This window comes from Psychromonas hadalis ATCC BAA-638, from assembly GCF_000420245.1.
GTDB classification, from domain to species: domain Bacteria; phylum Pseudomonadota; class Gammaproteobacteria; order Enterobacterales; family Psychromonadaceae; genus Psychromonas; species Psychromonas hadalis.
In genome coordinates this window covers 1-15,426 of sequence record NZ_ATUO01000090.1, presented here as the reverse complement: position 1 = coordinate 15,426, position 15,426 = coordinate 1, and the positions used below count along the sequence as shown (strand labels likewise).

Sequence of the window (15,426 nt, the reverse complement as noted above, 5' to 3'; positions counted from 1 at the left end):
CTATTTACCTCCTTATAGCCCTAATTTAAATCCTATAGAGCGACTGTGGAAGGTGATGAGTGAATATGCAAGAAACAATAAATACTTTGCAACAGCAAAAGAATTTCGACAGAGTATTAATGAGTTTTTTAGCCTTACCCTTCCCGAAATTGGTAGTACTTTAACGAGTAGAATTAATGACAACTTTCAAACCTTCAATTTTGCAGTTTGAAGTGCGATGAGCTAGATGCGAAATATTATCAAGTCGTTTGGGTATAGCAATGCTCACTTGATACTAAAAGCAGTTGGGCTCACTTACGATCAACCAACCAGTATTGATTGTGCATTAAAACTGCGTAACTGTTTTTTTAGTGATGCTGAGAATATTGGCCAGTTAACAACATTAAATGAGCGGATAACAAGTTATGATTTAGATGCTTTGTTAGTCAATAAATTCATCAATGATGGCAGTGCAATGGTTGCATTAATGGTTGACTAGCAACAAGCTAAACAACAAAACATCAAAGGTAGCCCCTCTTATGTCATTGATGCAGGCCGACAAATATTATATGGAAATGTTGGATAGCGCGTCATTTTAAGCAACATTGAAGCGTTATTAAAAAATCCAAACAACTTGTCAAACAAATGAACCCTGTACAACAACTGGGTTGCCGTACAGGGTGAATAGAACGTTCCAGCGCTTACATAAGGAGTAGCGTGTTATTCAATAAGGCAGATTAAAAGTTGTATCTGCCGGGTTGTATCCTGCATTGAGCAATAATAATTATTATTGCTCAGTACTATTCACACTACCTTGCGCATCTTGGCCAATACCTAATGTAAAAGGTAAGGTCACATAGTGATAACGCGTGGTTGTTTGCCCATCATGAATGGCGATATTAAAATCATAAGTGCCACCAATCTTCATGATTTTATCCTCTTCTGGATGACCTGTATCTAATTTACGTTTGAAAATAACCGTATATTTACCATTAGTCCATGAAGAGGCAACTTGTTGGTTATCACCAGCAGACCCTTCGCCTTTGCGGTTCAAACGACCTTGAAGGTATTGACCTTCTTCTATTTTACTCGCATCGTAAGGCATGGTATTAACTCCTTCAATTAATGCGATACGTTTGTTTAAGTCATTGAAGTCTTCTTTATTTAACGCATAGAAGCCGGTTACTGATTTATCAAACATGTATTTAGGTAAGCTTGTCTTTTTATCAAAGTTCCAAGTAAATACGGTTCTACCTGCATCGTTATGACGATATTCTAAAACATAACCATCATCAGCGGCCCCCGTTGGTGCACTACGTGCTGAACGCCATTGCATTAAATCAACAAACTTACCATCGGCTTTAAGCTGATCAATCTCTTCTTGGGTTTTTACTTTATCCCAGTTCAAACCATAACGCTCGGTGCGGGTATCAGGCAGGTATTTGCGAATATCTGTTTTTCCTAAACCATTACGACCGATTACATCTAAATCTAATACGTCAGATTTTGTCGCTTGGCCAATATCGCGAGCACCACGATGACATGACATCCAACAACCTTGTTGTGAGAACTGCTCAACACTGCCATCATCAATCATGATAGAAAAGCGATCTTCATAGATTGGTGTGTAGGGGTTTTTACCTCGATCACCACCGATGATTGTCCATTTACCCTTTTTATATAACAAGGTATCGTGTAAACGTGCAGGGAATGGCGATGCTGTTTTCCATGTCGCTTTTACGTATAAAAACTGATCATCATTTGCAAATTGGAACTGTGTTTTTAATGAGCCTGCTTTGCCTGCCATTTTATCTAAGTGATCGTTTTTTATGAGTAAATCACCCAAACCTTGCTCTTCGCCTTGGTGGCAGTTACTACAGGTTTTCTTTGCAAAGTCTGGTTTTGTAAAGCCTTTATGCGCTGGCGAGTTAATCCAGTCGAAGGTTATCATACCGGGGAAAAATAGCGTTTTTTCTATCACAGGTACAGCTTGCCAATCGATATCAGACTTTATCTCCTGCTCGTTCATCTGGTAAGCAGAAGTAGCGACTGAAATCGTCATAGAAGCTAATAATAAAAGACCGGTTTTAATATTAAGTAACTTAATCATTTGTTTTTCCCCATCATACGATCTAAAGTGCCATCTTTTAATATAAGGTGATGATATAACGAAGCACCAATATGAGCTGCTATTAATAAGTAACAAACGATCTCAAGAAACGAATGCAGACTATAAGCTACATCGATTAATCCAGAGTTACGATCGGAAAAACCAGGGATACTAAACAAACCAAATACCACGGTTTCTTTTGCTTTTGCAAGGGCGATGAGTAATCCACTTAATGGCATCAATATTAAGATACCATACAGCGCCATGTGTGCCATATGGGCAGCAAACTTTTCAACTTTGTTACCTAATGCCTTTGGTTTTCCAGCCCAGTTCATCCAAACTATGCGTGTAAAATATAAAACCAACACCAATAATCCCAATGATTGATGTAATGAAAAAAACAGAGAATCTGCGTTAGGGTTATTGAACATTAAAATTAACACTGCAATAAATGCGACCGCCGATACGATATGTATCAACTTGCTCAGCAAACTAAAATGTTCAGTTGGTACAAAAATTTTCATTGTATTCCTCCAAAAATGAATTAACTTAACAACCACAATTAGCATACCAGTTATGTGGGTATTACTAAAAAAAACGGTCATGCAAAGCTTGTGACAGATCAACTATGTTTCCGGAATGACCCTTTATAAATAACGGCTAGCTGTTTATTTGGTTTGTTATTGTACATTCATTGTTGTTTTTCGGAGGATCGGCCATCGAAGGGGGAAGTTCGGTGAACTTTTAGATCAGTTCCTGTGACTGTTCGCTGATTAACGTAGTATATGATGTTACGCAGTTGAGGCTTGCTCTAGGTGCAAAGCCTCAATTGTTGCTTTTTGTGCTTTGATATAAAGTTTCATTTTCAAGCCAAATGTCGTTAGCCCTTTTTTTATACTCAAGCAGTGATCAAATAACAGGCCTTAGGAATTAGCCTACTTTACTAATGTTCAATCAATAAAATACGACTTTCATAGGCCTTGAGCACCATATGTTGAGTCGGTAGTTGTTGCATACAGTCTTCATAGTTTGATAATAAATAAGCCCCACGCGCAACATCCACTGATTCAGGTAATGTATAATGCACAACTTGACTATAGAAATTGTTAATCGCTATCAAAGTCTGTGTTGCAGACTTTCGTTGATAACAAAATAGCTGTGCATGCTTAGGTTGTAAATCGGTAAAGTCACCACTACTAATGACCGCTATCTCTTTACGTAACGAGATCAATTTACGGTAATGATGAAATACAGAATTGGGATTGCTCACCGCTTGTTTAGCATTGATTTCAAGGTAATTATCAGCAACACTAATCCACGGCGTCACTTTACTGAACCCCGCATTTTTACTGCTATTCCACTGCATTGGTGTACGTGAATTATCACGTGACTTCTGTGCGAGAATATCTAAAGCTAATGCTGGTTCAATGCCTTTTTCATTCACTAAAATCGAATAATTATTAATACTTTCAACATCTCGGTATTGCTCAATAGATGTATAACCAGGGTTGGTCATGCCAATCTCTTCACCTTGATAGATATACGGCGTGCCTTGCATCATATGCAACGCCGACGCTAACATTTTCGCCGATTCAACACGATAATGTTGATCACAACCTAAACGACTTACAATTCTGGGTTGATCATGATTACACCAAAACAGGGCGGCCCAGCCATCATTATGCAAACCTTGTTGCCAGTAATTAAAAATGGATTTTAATTCAATAAAATTGAACGCAGTTTTACTCCACTTTTCACCATTTTCATAATCAATTTTTAAATGATGGAAATTAAACACCATCGATAACTCTTTGCCATCCTTTGCGGAGTATTGCTGACAATGCTCCAACGTAGTAGATGACATTTCACCTACCGTGACACAGCCATACTTCTGAAAAACGGACTTACTGATCTCTTGTAAATATCGGTGAACATTAGGACCATCGGTATAAAATCGCCTGCCATCACCAATGTCATCATGCTCATATTCAGCCGGTTTAGAGATCAGGTTAATCACATCTAACCGAAAGCCATCAACCCCTTTTTCAGCCCAAAAACTAATGATCTTCTTAACTTCTTCACGAACTTGCGGGTTTTCCCAATTAAGATCCGCCTGCTCTTTAGCAAACAGGTGTAGATAATACTGATCGGTTGCTTCGTCTAACTGCCAAGCACTTCCCCCAAATTTAGACGCCCAATTAGTGGGTGCTTGTCCGTTAATCGGGTCTTTCCAGATGTAATAATCACGATACGGACTTTTTTTATCCCCCAGAGCCGATTGAAACCAAGCATGCTCTGTTGAAGTATGGTTAACCACAATATCCATGATTAAACGAATATCACGTTTTTTCATCTCCGCCAGTAGCAGATCAAAATCAGCCATGCTACCAAAATCAGGGTTAATATTATAATAATCGGAAATGTCATAACCGTTATCAATCATCGGCGAGCTGTACACGGGTGTTAACCAGAGTGCTTCAACACCTAATAATTCCAGGTAATCTAACTGCGATATAATGCCTTGGATATCTCCGGTTCCACGACTTCCACTGTCACAAAAACTCTTCGGGTAAATTTGATATATGGTTGCACTACGCCACCAATCAATGGATCTTTTTTTCATAGTAACCTTTGTTTCGATTGCACATTAAAATTAAAGTACCTCATTCTTCAGACGAATAACGAGGTACTTGTTAAACATTAAACAGTGGTAGGAGTTGGATTAGAGATCTCTTTGCTCGCTGTTTTTTTAGCCCCTTTTTGTTGATACTTAAAGACCAGTACCGTTAACAGAATTGGTACAATAATGGCGAATGCCATTGCCACCAAAAATACCATCCAGAATTGTGGCTGAATTGACAGAATACCTAAAATACCACCATTACCAATGCCGTTTGATAACACCCCACTCAGACCACAAATACCAGCAGCTATTGCAGAGCCAACCATTGCACAAAGCATTGGGAATTTATATTTAAGGTTAATGCCGTACATAGCAGGCTCAGTAACACCTAAGTAAGCAGAGATAGCTGCTGGAATTGAGATATCTCTTTCTGATTTTTTACGACTGGCAATCAAGACGCCAATAACCGCAGAGCCTTGGGCAATATTTGATAACGCAATCATAGGGAATACAGGTGTACCACCTATTGTTTGGAATAACTGCATATCCACTGCATTGGTCGTGTGATGTATGCCTGTAATAACCAGCGGGGCATATAAGAAACCAAATACAGAAGAGAAAATAACCCCGTAATCACCCGTCATTGCAGTTAATACCACCTGCCCAAATGCATCACCAATTGCACGCCCTACCGGTCCTATTAAGGCATGAGCAACAAATACAGCGGTGGTAACACTGATCAGCGGTACTAATACCTGATGCAGATACGATGGAATAATACGAGATAGGCGTACCTCTAACATCGCGAGAAAAACACCGGCCATAATGGCAGGAATAACCTGTGCCTGGTAACCCACTTTTTCCATGGTAAAGAAGCCAAAATCCCATACTTCTGGAATTTGTGTACCAATACCATAAGCGTTCATCAGTTGTGGAGAGACCAGTGTGATGCCTAGAATAATACCCAGAACAGGCGATCCACCCAATTTTTTAACCGTTGACCAACAAATTGCAACCGGTAAAAAGTGGAAAACAGCTTCACCGATTAACCACAAGAATTGGTGTAATGCCATCCAGAACTGTGCCTGATGAATCAGCGCGCCATTGCCAGTAAAATCAACCTCCATAATATTACGGAAGCCGAGAATTAAACCGCCTGTAATAATCGCTGGTAATACCGGCACAAACAGCTCAGCTAAATTAGTTAAAGCACGCTCGAATATATTCATATTTGCTTTAGCAGCTTGTTTTGTTGCATTTTTTGAAGATGAATCAATATCAGCCTGATCTAACAGTTCTTTATAATATTGGCCCACATCAGTACCAATAATCACCTGAAACTGGCCACCGTTAGTAAAGCAACCTTTGACAGCTGGCACTTCCGCTTCAATGCGATCCGCATCTGCTTTTTCTGTTTCTTTTAGTACAAAACGTAAACGGGTAATACAATGGCTGACGGACGCAATATTGTCTTTACCACCGATTAGTTTTATAAGGAGTTCAATCTGTTTTTTAGTATTCATACATTCATGGGACCAGTCCCACCTCCAGTTAAAAAATTTTATATCTCTATTAAGGTCCTTCTCGCTCTTTTCAATCGTTATAAAACCACCAATTGGGACCGGTCCATATATGATGGCGAAATAATGACTGAAATAAAAGGCAAAGGAGATAATATTGTGACTGAGTTAACGCTTTAAATTTTTAGAAGAATAATTATTCATTGCCAAGTTATGCTAAATTAGGGCTTCATTAATGACACTAATTACTCGGAAGGCCATGAAGAAACTCACTATTCGTGATATTGCAGCATTAGCAGGTGTAGGAAAATCCACGGTTTCCCGCGTACTCAATAATGATCCTAACGTTAAAATAGAAACACAGGCAAAAATTCGTAAAATCATTAAAGAGGTGGGTTATAAACCTTCCGCAGTAGCACGCGCCATGAATAACCAGCCGATTCAAAGTATCGGTATCATCGTCACCCGTTTGAGTTCTTCAGCAGAAAATCAGGCACTCAGCGAAATTATCGATTTTTTCCACCAGCATGAATATGAAGTATTGGTATTAGAAAGCCGTTATGACGGTGAACTGCTAAATACACATATTGAACTAATGGTACAGAAACAGGTTGAAGGCATTATCTTTTTTGGCTTCACTGATCAGGGGGAAATCAACAAAGATCTTTTTAACGGCAACATTGTTATGATTGCAGTAGAGCAGAGTGGTATTTCATCAGTGACCACTAACAGCCCATTAGCTATCCAACACTGCTTTGATCATTTAAAAGAGAACAATGCCAAACGAATTGCTTTTTTAGGTGTGCATGTAAATGATATACAGACAGGGAAATTACGTTTAGACGCTTACAAAAAATCCTGTATAATCAACAAAATAGAGCCGATTATCCACTTGACGGATATGCAATATATAGATGGTATTAAAGGTTGTAAAGCGCTACTTGAAGCAGGGGCTGATGCAATCATTTGTGGCACAGAACGTTTAACAGCAGGTGCTTTAGTACATCTTTTGAGAGAAGGTAAATCTGATTTACCTGTCGCAGCTATTGGCATTAACGATTACATTCGCATATTAAACCCCAAAATTTTTGCCGCCGATCTACAATATGCCAAAGTGGGCAAAGAAGCAGCTATTCTCCTTTTTCATAAAATGAAAGGCAATAATCAAAACAGTGATACGGTAGTTCAACCATTGATGACAAATTTAATAGTATAATACTTCAATAAAAATAAAAGAGAGTCTTTGTAACGGCTGCTCGCACCAATAAATTTAACCAAAAGCCTGTTATGATTTTTCTCTTTAGTTTCAGCGTAGTACCATTTTATTGTGAATACATTCAACTGTTTATAGCATTTTTCGTGAATAGAATTCAAATCGACATAAGCTATGCAAGTTAACCACGCTTTACCGGCAGAATTCATTCAGACAACACATAAAGCGCGAGCCACATTTTTTCCAGCATCAGATGTTAACTGATAATTTATTAGCCATAGGCCAAACATCAAAAGCAGTCGATTTAAACACACTGCGACGCCTAAACTCACAGCGCATTATTACTTATACCAATGGAATTAATGAAGTGATCAAGTATTGCGCAGGAAAAATGAGCACTAACAAGGCGTGAATTGCAGGAGATAGTTGTTCTCACTTCAAAATTCACAACGCAGTTAGGGGTGATTTTAACAAGCAAGACTGATCACCTTTTTAATTCCTTTGGTATTAACCACCCGTTGATAGCTGATCACATACAAGCTTTTTACATTCGGGTAAATGTCATCAATCACCGACTTTAATTTGTCGAGACTCATGTTCTCTTGTTTTGCGTGAAACTCAGATAATTGCCCACGAGTGATCGGCTCAACACCTTTGATCACTAATTCACAAAACCATCGCCCTGTTTCATAAGTAGAAACTTGAACAACGCTATTTTTTATAAAGTTTTTTTCTGATTCATCTCGAATAGTAATTGTTTTTTTACCCGATAAAATATCCGCTTCAAAACATTCAAAAAATGTCATTTCAGTTAAAGCCATCTCTCTCTCCTACAGTAATTATCAATATTACAAATTTTCTGAATATTATTATATTTAATAAAATTCATTTTTACTATGCGCAAAATAAGACAATTTTTCAATAGATTGCGCGAAGCTTGAATTTAGAAACAACTAAAATCAACCAAGGTATAAACACCTAAACGCTAATAAAACCTCTGTAGCGAGTGTTTCATGCACATGACGTGATCGACTACTCCAGTTAAGACATAATTAACTTAACTGGAGATTGAAATGATAAAACATAAAACCTATTCAAAGGAATTCAAACTAGATGCAATGGCACTCGTTAGAGAGCGCAACTACGGTATATCAGAAACAGCTGGAAATTTAAAAGTCAGTGTTCAAGCTCTCGGTCGCCCCGATAACATCAACTAAGCCGGCTTTATTGATTTCTCTATTGACCACTTTACTCCTCTGTTTCTTCTGGAAAGTCGTGCTGCTTTTCAATGATGAATTCACCAACTGTGATCATGTTTGTTCCCTTTCTCATCATGGAATAGTACCCTGAACAAAACTACTCAGGTTAGTCAATGTTGCCAATATAATAAGCAACACTCTCTTTCGAATAGTCATTCTCAATAAAAAATAGACAATGATATATACCAATTTTAAAAAATTCTGTTTACGTTTGGAAAAGATAATACAATTTCCATTAATTTAAGGGTCTAAGTTTACGCAGAAAAAAGATCTAGTTTAAGGATAAAGTTGCCACCTTTCGAGCGATTAGCTACGCTAATCCTCTATCGAAAAAATTAAATTAAAGATGTTAACGCTTTAATGGTTATTCCCTTTGCAAAGCGTTCAACGCTGAAATAGCTTCTTTTAACTAACAACTAAGGTTGATCAGTTAGTGAGTGGGATTGCTATCAATATTAAGCTTAGGACCATGATTTTTACTATGCGCAAACTATCTTTTAACAGAAATGCGCTTAGGTAATTTTGTCATATATTCTTTGGAGGAATCTAATATTAACAGTCGAGCTAACCAGATGTTTATCTTACACATCTTAAAAATAAGTGGCAATTTCACCAAGGCGGCTGAAAGGTTAGGGGTTTCTACCTCTTATGTCAGTAAACAACTGATGCAGTTAGAATCTGAACTCAAGGTTCAGCTTGTACAAAGAACCACTCGAAACTTGGCATTAACGGATGCGGGTATTGAGTATGCTGAGTATTGCGCCCAGTTACATTCAATTGTTCAAAATGCTGAAGCGGCAATGATGGATGCCACCGCACAGATGTCCGGCACCATACGTCTTGCCCTACCCCGTTCTTTTGGCATACTACATGTTATTCCGGTCTTAGATAAACTGCAGGAAAAACATCCAGAAATTAATTTCGAAATCACGCTGACGGATCGAAAAATAGATATGTTAAATGAAGATATTCATTTATGGATAACAACCCATGAGAATATTAATGAAGGTTATATAGCGCAAAGGGTTGCTGATGGTAACTTTGTGCTAGCGGCCTCTCCTAAGTACCTTAAAAGCCATGCAGCACCAACACATCCACAAGATTTGTTAAATCATAATTGTGTTATTTATCACAGCAATACACGTGACTATAGCCATTGGCCATTTATAAAAAACAGTGAACAATTGAATATTCATGTATCGGGTAACTACCGCGTTGATCTTTCTGAAGCAGTAAGGGATGCCGTTATTGCCGATCACGGTATCGGTTATATTGCCACTTACTTGTTATCAGATGAATTTGAAAACGGGAAACTGGCTGAGCTGCTTCCTGACTGGAAAGCAAATTTAGTGATGCCTGTTTATGCTGTTTATCCTCGTAAAAAGCACCTTCCGGAAAGACTTAATGCCGTTATCTCTTTTCTAAAAGAAAATATTGAATGCCCCCCGTACTGGGATGTTGCTTTGAGCCCTTGGCTTAATCACGATTAATCAGTAAAAGGCTCAATAATAATTTTGCCTTTTTTTTAAGCCACTTTTCTTTATGTTTATTCTTTATCTTTAATCTTTTCTTTCTAGCCGCGCATCTTTTCCGTACAGCAACAATGCTTTTACAAAAGCCTATATATCGAGTCTTTGCTCGGGCGTACTATGAATCATCTCTTCTATACACCTTTTCTTCTACCCACGTAGATACTGGAGCAAATTAATGTCTGATTTAAAAACAGTGGCTTTACGCGCACTTAAGCTAATGGATTTAACCACGCTAAATGACGATGACACGGATCAAAAAGTGATTGAACTTTGTTATAAGGCAAAAACAGCGCTAGGCACTACCGCTGCCATCTGTATTTACCCGCGTTTTATCCCCATCGCTAAAAAAACATTGGCTGAGATTGGGGCGACAGAAGTACGTATTGCAACCGTGACTAACTTTCCTCACGGTAACGATGATATCGATATTGCTGTTGCAGAAACGAAAGCGGCGATTGCTTACGGTACCGATGAAGTAGATGTGGTTTTTCCATATCGAGCATTGATCGCCGGCAATGAAGAGGTGGGTTATGAGCTAGTCAAACAATGCAAAGCGGCTTGTGGCGAGACACTGCTTAAAGTGATTATTGAAACGGGTGAACTGAAAGAGCCAGCATTAATTAAACGTGCATCAGAACTTTGTATTAAAGCAGGCGCAGATTTCATTAAAACGTCTACGGGTAAAGTCGCAGTAAATGCAACACCAGAAGCTGCGGAAATTATGCTTAACGTTATCCGTGAGATGGGCGTTGCAAAAACGGTTGGTTTTAAACCAGCAGGTGGCGTGAAAACAACTGAAGATGCAGCGCAATACTTAGCCATGGCAGACAATATTTTAGGCAGTGAATGGGCTGACAAAATGCACTACCGTTTTGGTGCATCAAGTCTTCTCACCAATCTGCTTAATACACTGGAAGTAACCTCTGAAAAAGTTGATTCCGCGGCTTACTAGATAAAAATTCCAATACTACCTATTTCCCCTCTTTTTAGACGAAGAGGGAGAACAACTGCAATTATTCTACAATTTAAAACTCAATGATGAGTTTGGAGATACGTATGTTTTTACCTCAAGAAATTATTCGTAAAAAACGTGACGGCCAAGTACTGACCGCCGATGAAATTAACTTCTTTATTCAGGGAATAGCAAACGACACCATTTCAGAAAGTCAGACTGGTGCTTTTGCGATGACCATTTTCTTCAATGAAATGACCATGCCTGAACGTATTGCCCTTACTTGTGCGATGCGTGATTCTGGTATGGTGATTGATTGGGATCATATGAATTTTGGTGGTCCGATTGTAGATAAGCATTCAACGGGTGGTGTTGGTGATGTAACCTCTTTAATGTTAGGTCCAATGGTGGCTGCTTGTGGTGGCTTTGTGCCTATGATTTCCGGTCGTGGCTTGGGTCATACGGGTGGTACATTAGATAAACTAGAGTCTATTCCTGGTTATAACATTACACCAAATAATGACGTTTTTGGCGAAGTGACTAAAGAGGCAGGTGTTGCAATTATTGGTCAAACGGGTGACCTTGCACCTGCTGATAAGCGTCTTTACGCGATCCGTGATATCACCGCTACGGTTGACAGTATTTCACTGATCACCTCTTCTATTCTTTCTAAGAAACTAGCTGCAGGGCTTGACTCATTAGTGATGGATGTAAAAGTGGGATCGGGTGCCTTTATGCCTACCTATGAAGCATCTGAAGAGCTCGCTAAATCAATTGTTGGCGTAGCGAATGGAGCGGGTACAAAAACCACTGCCATTCTGACCGATATGAACCAAGTGTTAGCCTCTTCTGCGGGTAATGCGCTAGAAGTGCGTGAAGCGGTGCGATTTTTAACGGGTGAATATAGAAACCCTCGCTTGTATGAAATTACCATGACACTTTGTGCTGAAATGCTGGTGTTGGGTCACTTAGCAAAAGATACGACTGAAGCGCGTGAAAAACTGCAGGTTGTTCTCGATGATAACAGCGCTGCTTTATGTTTTGGTAAAATGGTTGCAGGTCTTGGTGGACCAAAAGATTTTATTGAAAACTATGAAAATTATTTAGAAAAAGCACCTATCGCTAAACCTGTTTATGCAAATAACAGCGGCATCGTTTCTGCAATGGATACCAGAGCGATTGGTATGGCAGTGGTAAGCATGGGGGGTGGACGTCGCGTTGCGACCGATAAGATCGATTATGCGGTTGGTTTTGATCAATTTATTCGTTTGGGTGAAACAGCAGACAGCCAAAAACCATTAGCGGTTATTCATGCACGTAGTGAAGCACAGTGGCAAGAAGCGGCAAATGCCCTTCTAGAAGCAATTAAAGTCGGTAGTGAACCTTACGTGGCGACACCTGATGTTTACCGTCAGATTCGTGCTGAAGATATTTAACTGTAAAAATTTAATGCTTAACACGTTGTCCTTTTCACAGCGCGTTAAGCATTTTTTATTTACGATTTCGAAAATCTTTTAGCGCGTTAATATTAGGGTTTATCTATTAGGATTTATCAATGAGCTTACTTTTTTCATTATCAGTTAGTACGGGTATTCTATCTGCATTATTAGTTTGGTTTACAGGCCTCTTTGATATCGCGAGTTGGTTGGCTTTTTTGGGGGCAACCGGTTATTTTGCTTGCACCGATAAAGGTTTTAAAGGTCTGACTCAAGTTTTTTTGACTACCTTTAGTGGCGCGGGTTGGGCAATATTGATTATTATTGCTTCCTCTTATCTGCAGGGTGATATTGGCAGTTATGTTGCTACTGGCGTTTTCGCTTTCTGTATGTGTATTCAGGCTAAATTCAATCTACTCAAATTTATTCCAGGTACCTTTATGGGGGCAGCCGCTATTTTTTCTGCCAATGGTCAATGGGTTTCAGCCTTTCTTGGTTTGTTTATAGGGGCTATCTTTGGTTTTTTAATGAACTACAGTGGCGAGCTTCTGCACAAATACAGCGCAATGATTGTCAACAATAAATCAGACAATAAATCAGACAATAATTCAAACAACAACGTGGTTAATCGTTCCGCTAATAAGACGATAAAAGACTAATAAATTAGCGCCTTTAGTGGAATTTGTAACACTAGAAATAAGGCAACTACTCTGGCCGTTGTCATTTAAGATTTGTTCAAGTTAAAGCTTCAGTTATCTATCGATAACCGTGTTGAAAAATGCTTACAAATTCATCTTGAATGAATTTGAACATCCGTAGGATGGCCCGCAGGTCGGAGTACAGGATGTACGCAGTATTTAAACCACTAAACTGCGCTTTTTCGCATTGAACTAAGCATAAATGGCTTAGCCCTGAGCATTTACAGTCTGTTTTTATAAAAACACCTCAAATTTGAAGGGGTGCTGAGTAGTTACGAAATAAGTACGTTAAAGCATTTTATAAACTGAAGAAAGGGATCTTACGATGAACAAACAATTACAAAAAGTATTAAATGAATTACCTGAGAATATCGCGATATATCTTAAACCTATCGTTGAGAATCAAGACTTTTACGCAACTATTTCAGCACCACAGTTTGAAAAACTGATCAAACAAACAGGGCTTAGTGATAAAAATTTACGCTTAGCACTGCTTCCTTTAGCGGCCAGTTATTCTATCTCTCCGATTTCAAATTTTTGTGTTGGCGCGATTGCACGTGGACTTTCTGGGCACTTGTATTTTGGGGCTAATATTGAATTTCCTGATGCGCCGTTAGGGCAGTCTGTACATGCAGAACAATCTGCTATTAGCCATGCATGGATGAAAGGCGAACAAGGTATTCAAGATATCACCATTAACTACAGCCCATGCGGGCATTGTCGTCAGTTTATGAACGAGCTGAGTACTGCGCAGTCACTGATGGTGCAACTGCCAGAGCAAGATGAAAAATCATTACAACAGTATCTACCTGAATCTTTTGGGCCAAAAGACCTTAATATCAACAGTCGTTTGATGGATAACAACCCACTAACACATACTATTAGCAATGGTGATGAATTGCTTAACAAAGCCATCGCCGCATTGAATATTAGCCATGCGCCATACTCAGGGAATTATTGTGGCATTGCTATCATGCTTAATGATAAGTCGGTGTATTGTGGTGCTTATGCGGAGAATGCGGCGTTTAATCCGAGTTTGCCGGCATTACAAGTTGCATTGATCCAGATGCAGATGGCAGGTAAAGACTTTTCAACGATTTCAAGCGTTGCATTGGTCGAACTTAAAAGTGGTAAAATATCACACCAAAGCAGCACACAATCAGTTTTAGATACGTTAGGGGTCGCTATTACGCTTGATTATTTAGAAATTTAAATATTTAAGCGCATTTTGCTAATACTGATTAATCTTACTTCGTATAGCTAATGCCTTTATTCTTCTGAGCAATATCAGCTATCTTTAATGAAACTGCTAGCCCCATTATAGCTTACCGATAAGCTACAATGGGGCGGTAGAGAATATTTATGATGCTGTTATAGCGTGAAGAAAACAAATGATGCTCAACCTATGTTTTAGCAAACGAGTGGTAATTAATAGTAATGAATCACAGTGGATAAACAGCCCACCTTCAGGAGTATTACGTAAACTGCGAGTCGCTCTGAAGAGAAAACAGTGTCGTTTTTAAAAAAATCATCAGATATTCAAGTAACGTACCGAGCATTGTTTACTTCGCAAATGGAGAGTAATACCATTCCGCTTAATATAATGATCAGGTTTTGCGCAGGGTAAATTGCTAAGGCCAAGGCGCATGATTGAGTAATAGCTAGCTACTGCGATTGAATGCAACGCGGGTATTAGTAATTTAAACCCGTAAAACGATCAGTTACTTAGGCGGATTAATGGTATGGACCCTCTCCACTCCACTTACGGCTTCAAATGAGCCAATATATACCCATGATCTTTGAAAAGACTTCTCATTTAGGAAAATTAAGTTGAAATTTAAATTTAAAAGATCAAACTGTCTATATGCAAATATCATTATCCTATCAGCAAAAAAAGATTTTAGAATCTCGCCATAAAATGAGCAGGGATAAGCGCGAGTGCGATAGAATAAAAGCGATTTTATTATCTGCTGAAGGTTGGTCTGAGGAGTTAATATCTCAGGCGCTACGAAAACACAAAACAAGTATTACTCGACATTTAAATGATTATGTCACCAGTCAAAAAATAACATCGGATAATGGTGGTTCTGAGGGCTACCTTAGT

At 38.8% G+C, this 15,426-nt stretch carries 15 protein-coding genes; 10 read left to right on the top strand and 5 right to left on the bottom strand.

Annotated features, from left to right (window positions below; translation table 11 throughout):
- On the top strand, positions 1–211 hold a 211-nt coding region (locus G322_RS20645; RefSeq protein ID WP_022941996.1), incomplete at its 5' end, for a transposase.
- Between the two features lie 15 nt (positions 212–226).
- Positions 227–478: a hypothetical protein gene (locus G322_RS0111895; RefSeq protein WP_022941995.1), complete on the top strand. Its 252-nt coding sequence runs from the start codon at positions 227–229 to the stop codon at positions 476–478.
- Positions 479–766: 288 nt separating this feature from the next.
- Here G322_RS0111895 and G322_RS0111890 read toward each other — a convergent pair whose 3' ends face one another.
- From G322_RS0111890 to treB, 4 genes are all read right to left on the bottom strand, one after another.
- The gene (locus tag G322_RS0111890; protein WP_022941994.1) at positions 767–2,089 is read right to left on the bottom strand and encodes an ethylbenzene dehydrogenase-related protein; all 1,323 of its coding nucleotides are present in this window, start codon (positions 2,087–2,089) and stop codon (positions 767–769) included.
- Positions 2,086–2,613, bottom strand: a complete 528-nt coding sequence (locus G322_RS0111885; RefSeq protein ID WP_022941993.1) for a cytochrome b — start codon at positions 2,611–2,613, stop codon at positions 2,086–2,088. Before G322_RS0111885 ends, G322_RS0111890 begins: the two co-directional genes overlap by 4 nt.
- A 419-nt stretch (positions 2,614–3,032) precedes the next feature.
- Positions 3,033–4,712 (bottom strand): alpha,alpha-phosphotrehalase, encoded by a 1,680-nt coding sequence (gene treC, locus G322_RS0111880; protein ID WP_022941992.1) that lies wholly within the window; start codon positions 4,710–4,712, stop codon positions 3,033–3,035.
- 77 nt (positions 4,713–4,789) lie between these two features.
- Complete coding sequence (treB, locus tag G322_RS0111875; RefSeq protein ID WP_022941991.1) at positions 4,790–6,235, bottom strand: PTS trehalose transporter subunit IIBC; 1,446 nt, start codon at positions 6,233–6,235, stop codon at positions 4,790–4,792.
- 232 nt (positions 6,236–6,467) lie between these two features.
- On the opposite strand from treB, the gene G322_RS0111865 reads away from it, so the two are divergent.
- The gene (locus G322_RS0111865) at positions 6,468–7,448 is read left to right on the top strand and encodes a LacI family DNA-binding transcriptional regulator (protein ID WP_084683734.1); all 981 of its coding nucleotides are present in this window, start codon (positions 6,468–6,470) and stop codon (positions 7,446–7,448) included.
- 464 nt (positions 7,449–7,912) lie between these two features.
- Here G322_RS0111865 and yqfB read toward each other — a convergent pair whose 3' ends face one another.
- Complete coding sequence (gene yqfB / locus G322_RS20640) at positions 7,913–8,266, bottom strand: N(4)-acetylcytidine aminohydrolase (RefSeq protein ID WP_022941987.1); 354 nt, start codon at positions 8,264–8,266, stop codon at positions 7,913–7,915.
- 252 nt (positions 8,267–8,518) lie between these two features.
- Here yqfB and G322_RS23385 point away from each other — a divergent pair, with 252 nt between their 5' ends.
- The 7 genes from G322_RS23385 to G322_RS0111815 form a co-directional block, all read left to right on the top strand.
- Complete coding sequence (locus G322_RS23385) at positions 8,519–8,662, top strand: hypothetical protein (RefSeq protein ID WP_022941986.1); 144 nt, start codon at positions 8,519–8,521, stop codon at positions 8,660–8,662.
- A gap of 614 nt (positions 8,663–9,276) precedes the next feature.
- Positions 9,277–10,194, top strand: coding sequence for a LysR family transcriptional regulator (locus G322_RS0111840; protein ID WP_033422138.1), 918 nt, complete (start codon positions 9,277–9,279; stop codon positions 10,192–10,194).
- Positions 10,195–10,411: 217 nt separating this feature from the next.
- Complete coding sequence (deoC, locus tag G322_RS0111835; protein WP_022941984.1) at positions 10,412–11,188, top strand: deoxyribose-phosphate aldolase; 777 nt, start codon at positions 10,412–10,414, stop codon at positions 11,186–11,188.
- 104 nt (positions 11,189–11,292) lie between these two features.
- Positions 11,293–12,624, top strand: coding sequence for a thymidine phosphorylase (deoA, locus tag G322_RS0111830; protein ID WP_022941983.1), 1,332 nt, complete (start codon positions 11,293–11,295; stop codon positions 12,622–12,624).
- Positions 12,625–12,743: 119 nt separating this feature from the next.
- Complete coding sequence (locus tag G322_RS20630) at positions 12,744–13,283, top strand: DUF1097 domain-containing protein (protein WP_022941982.1); 540 nt, start codon at positions 12,744–12,746, stop codon at positions 13,281–13,283.
- Between the two features lie 364 nt (positions 13,284–13,647).
- Positions 13,648–14,535, top strand: coding sequence for a cytidine deaminase (cdd, locus tag G322_RS0111820; RefSeq protein WP_022941981.1), 888 nt, complete (start codon positions 13,648–13,650; stop codon positions 14,533–14,535).
- Positions 14,536–15,186: 651 nt separating this feature from the next.
- Positions 15,187–15,426: helix-turn-helix domain-containing protein (locus tag G322_RS0111815; protein WP_022941980.1), on the top strand; the 240-nt coding region annotated here is incomplete at its 3' end.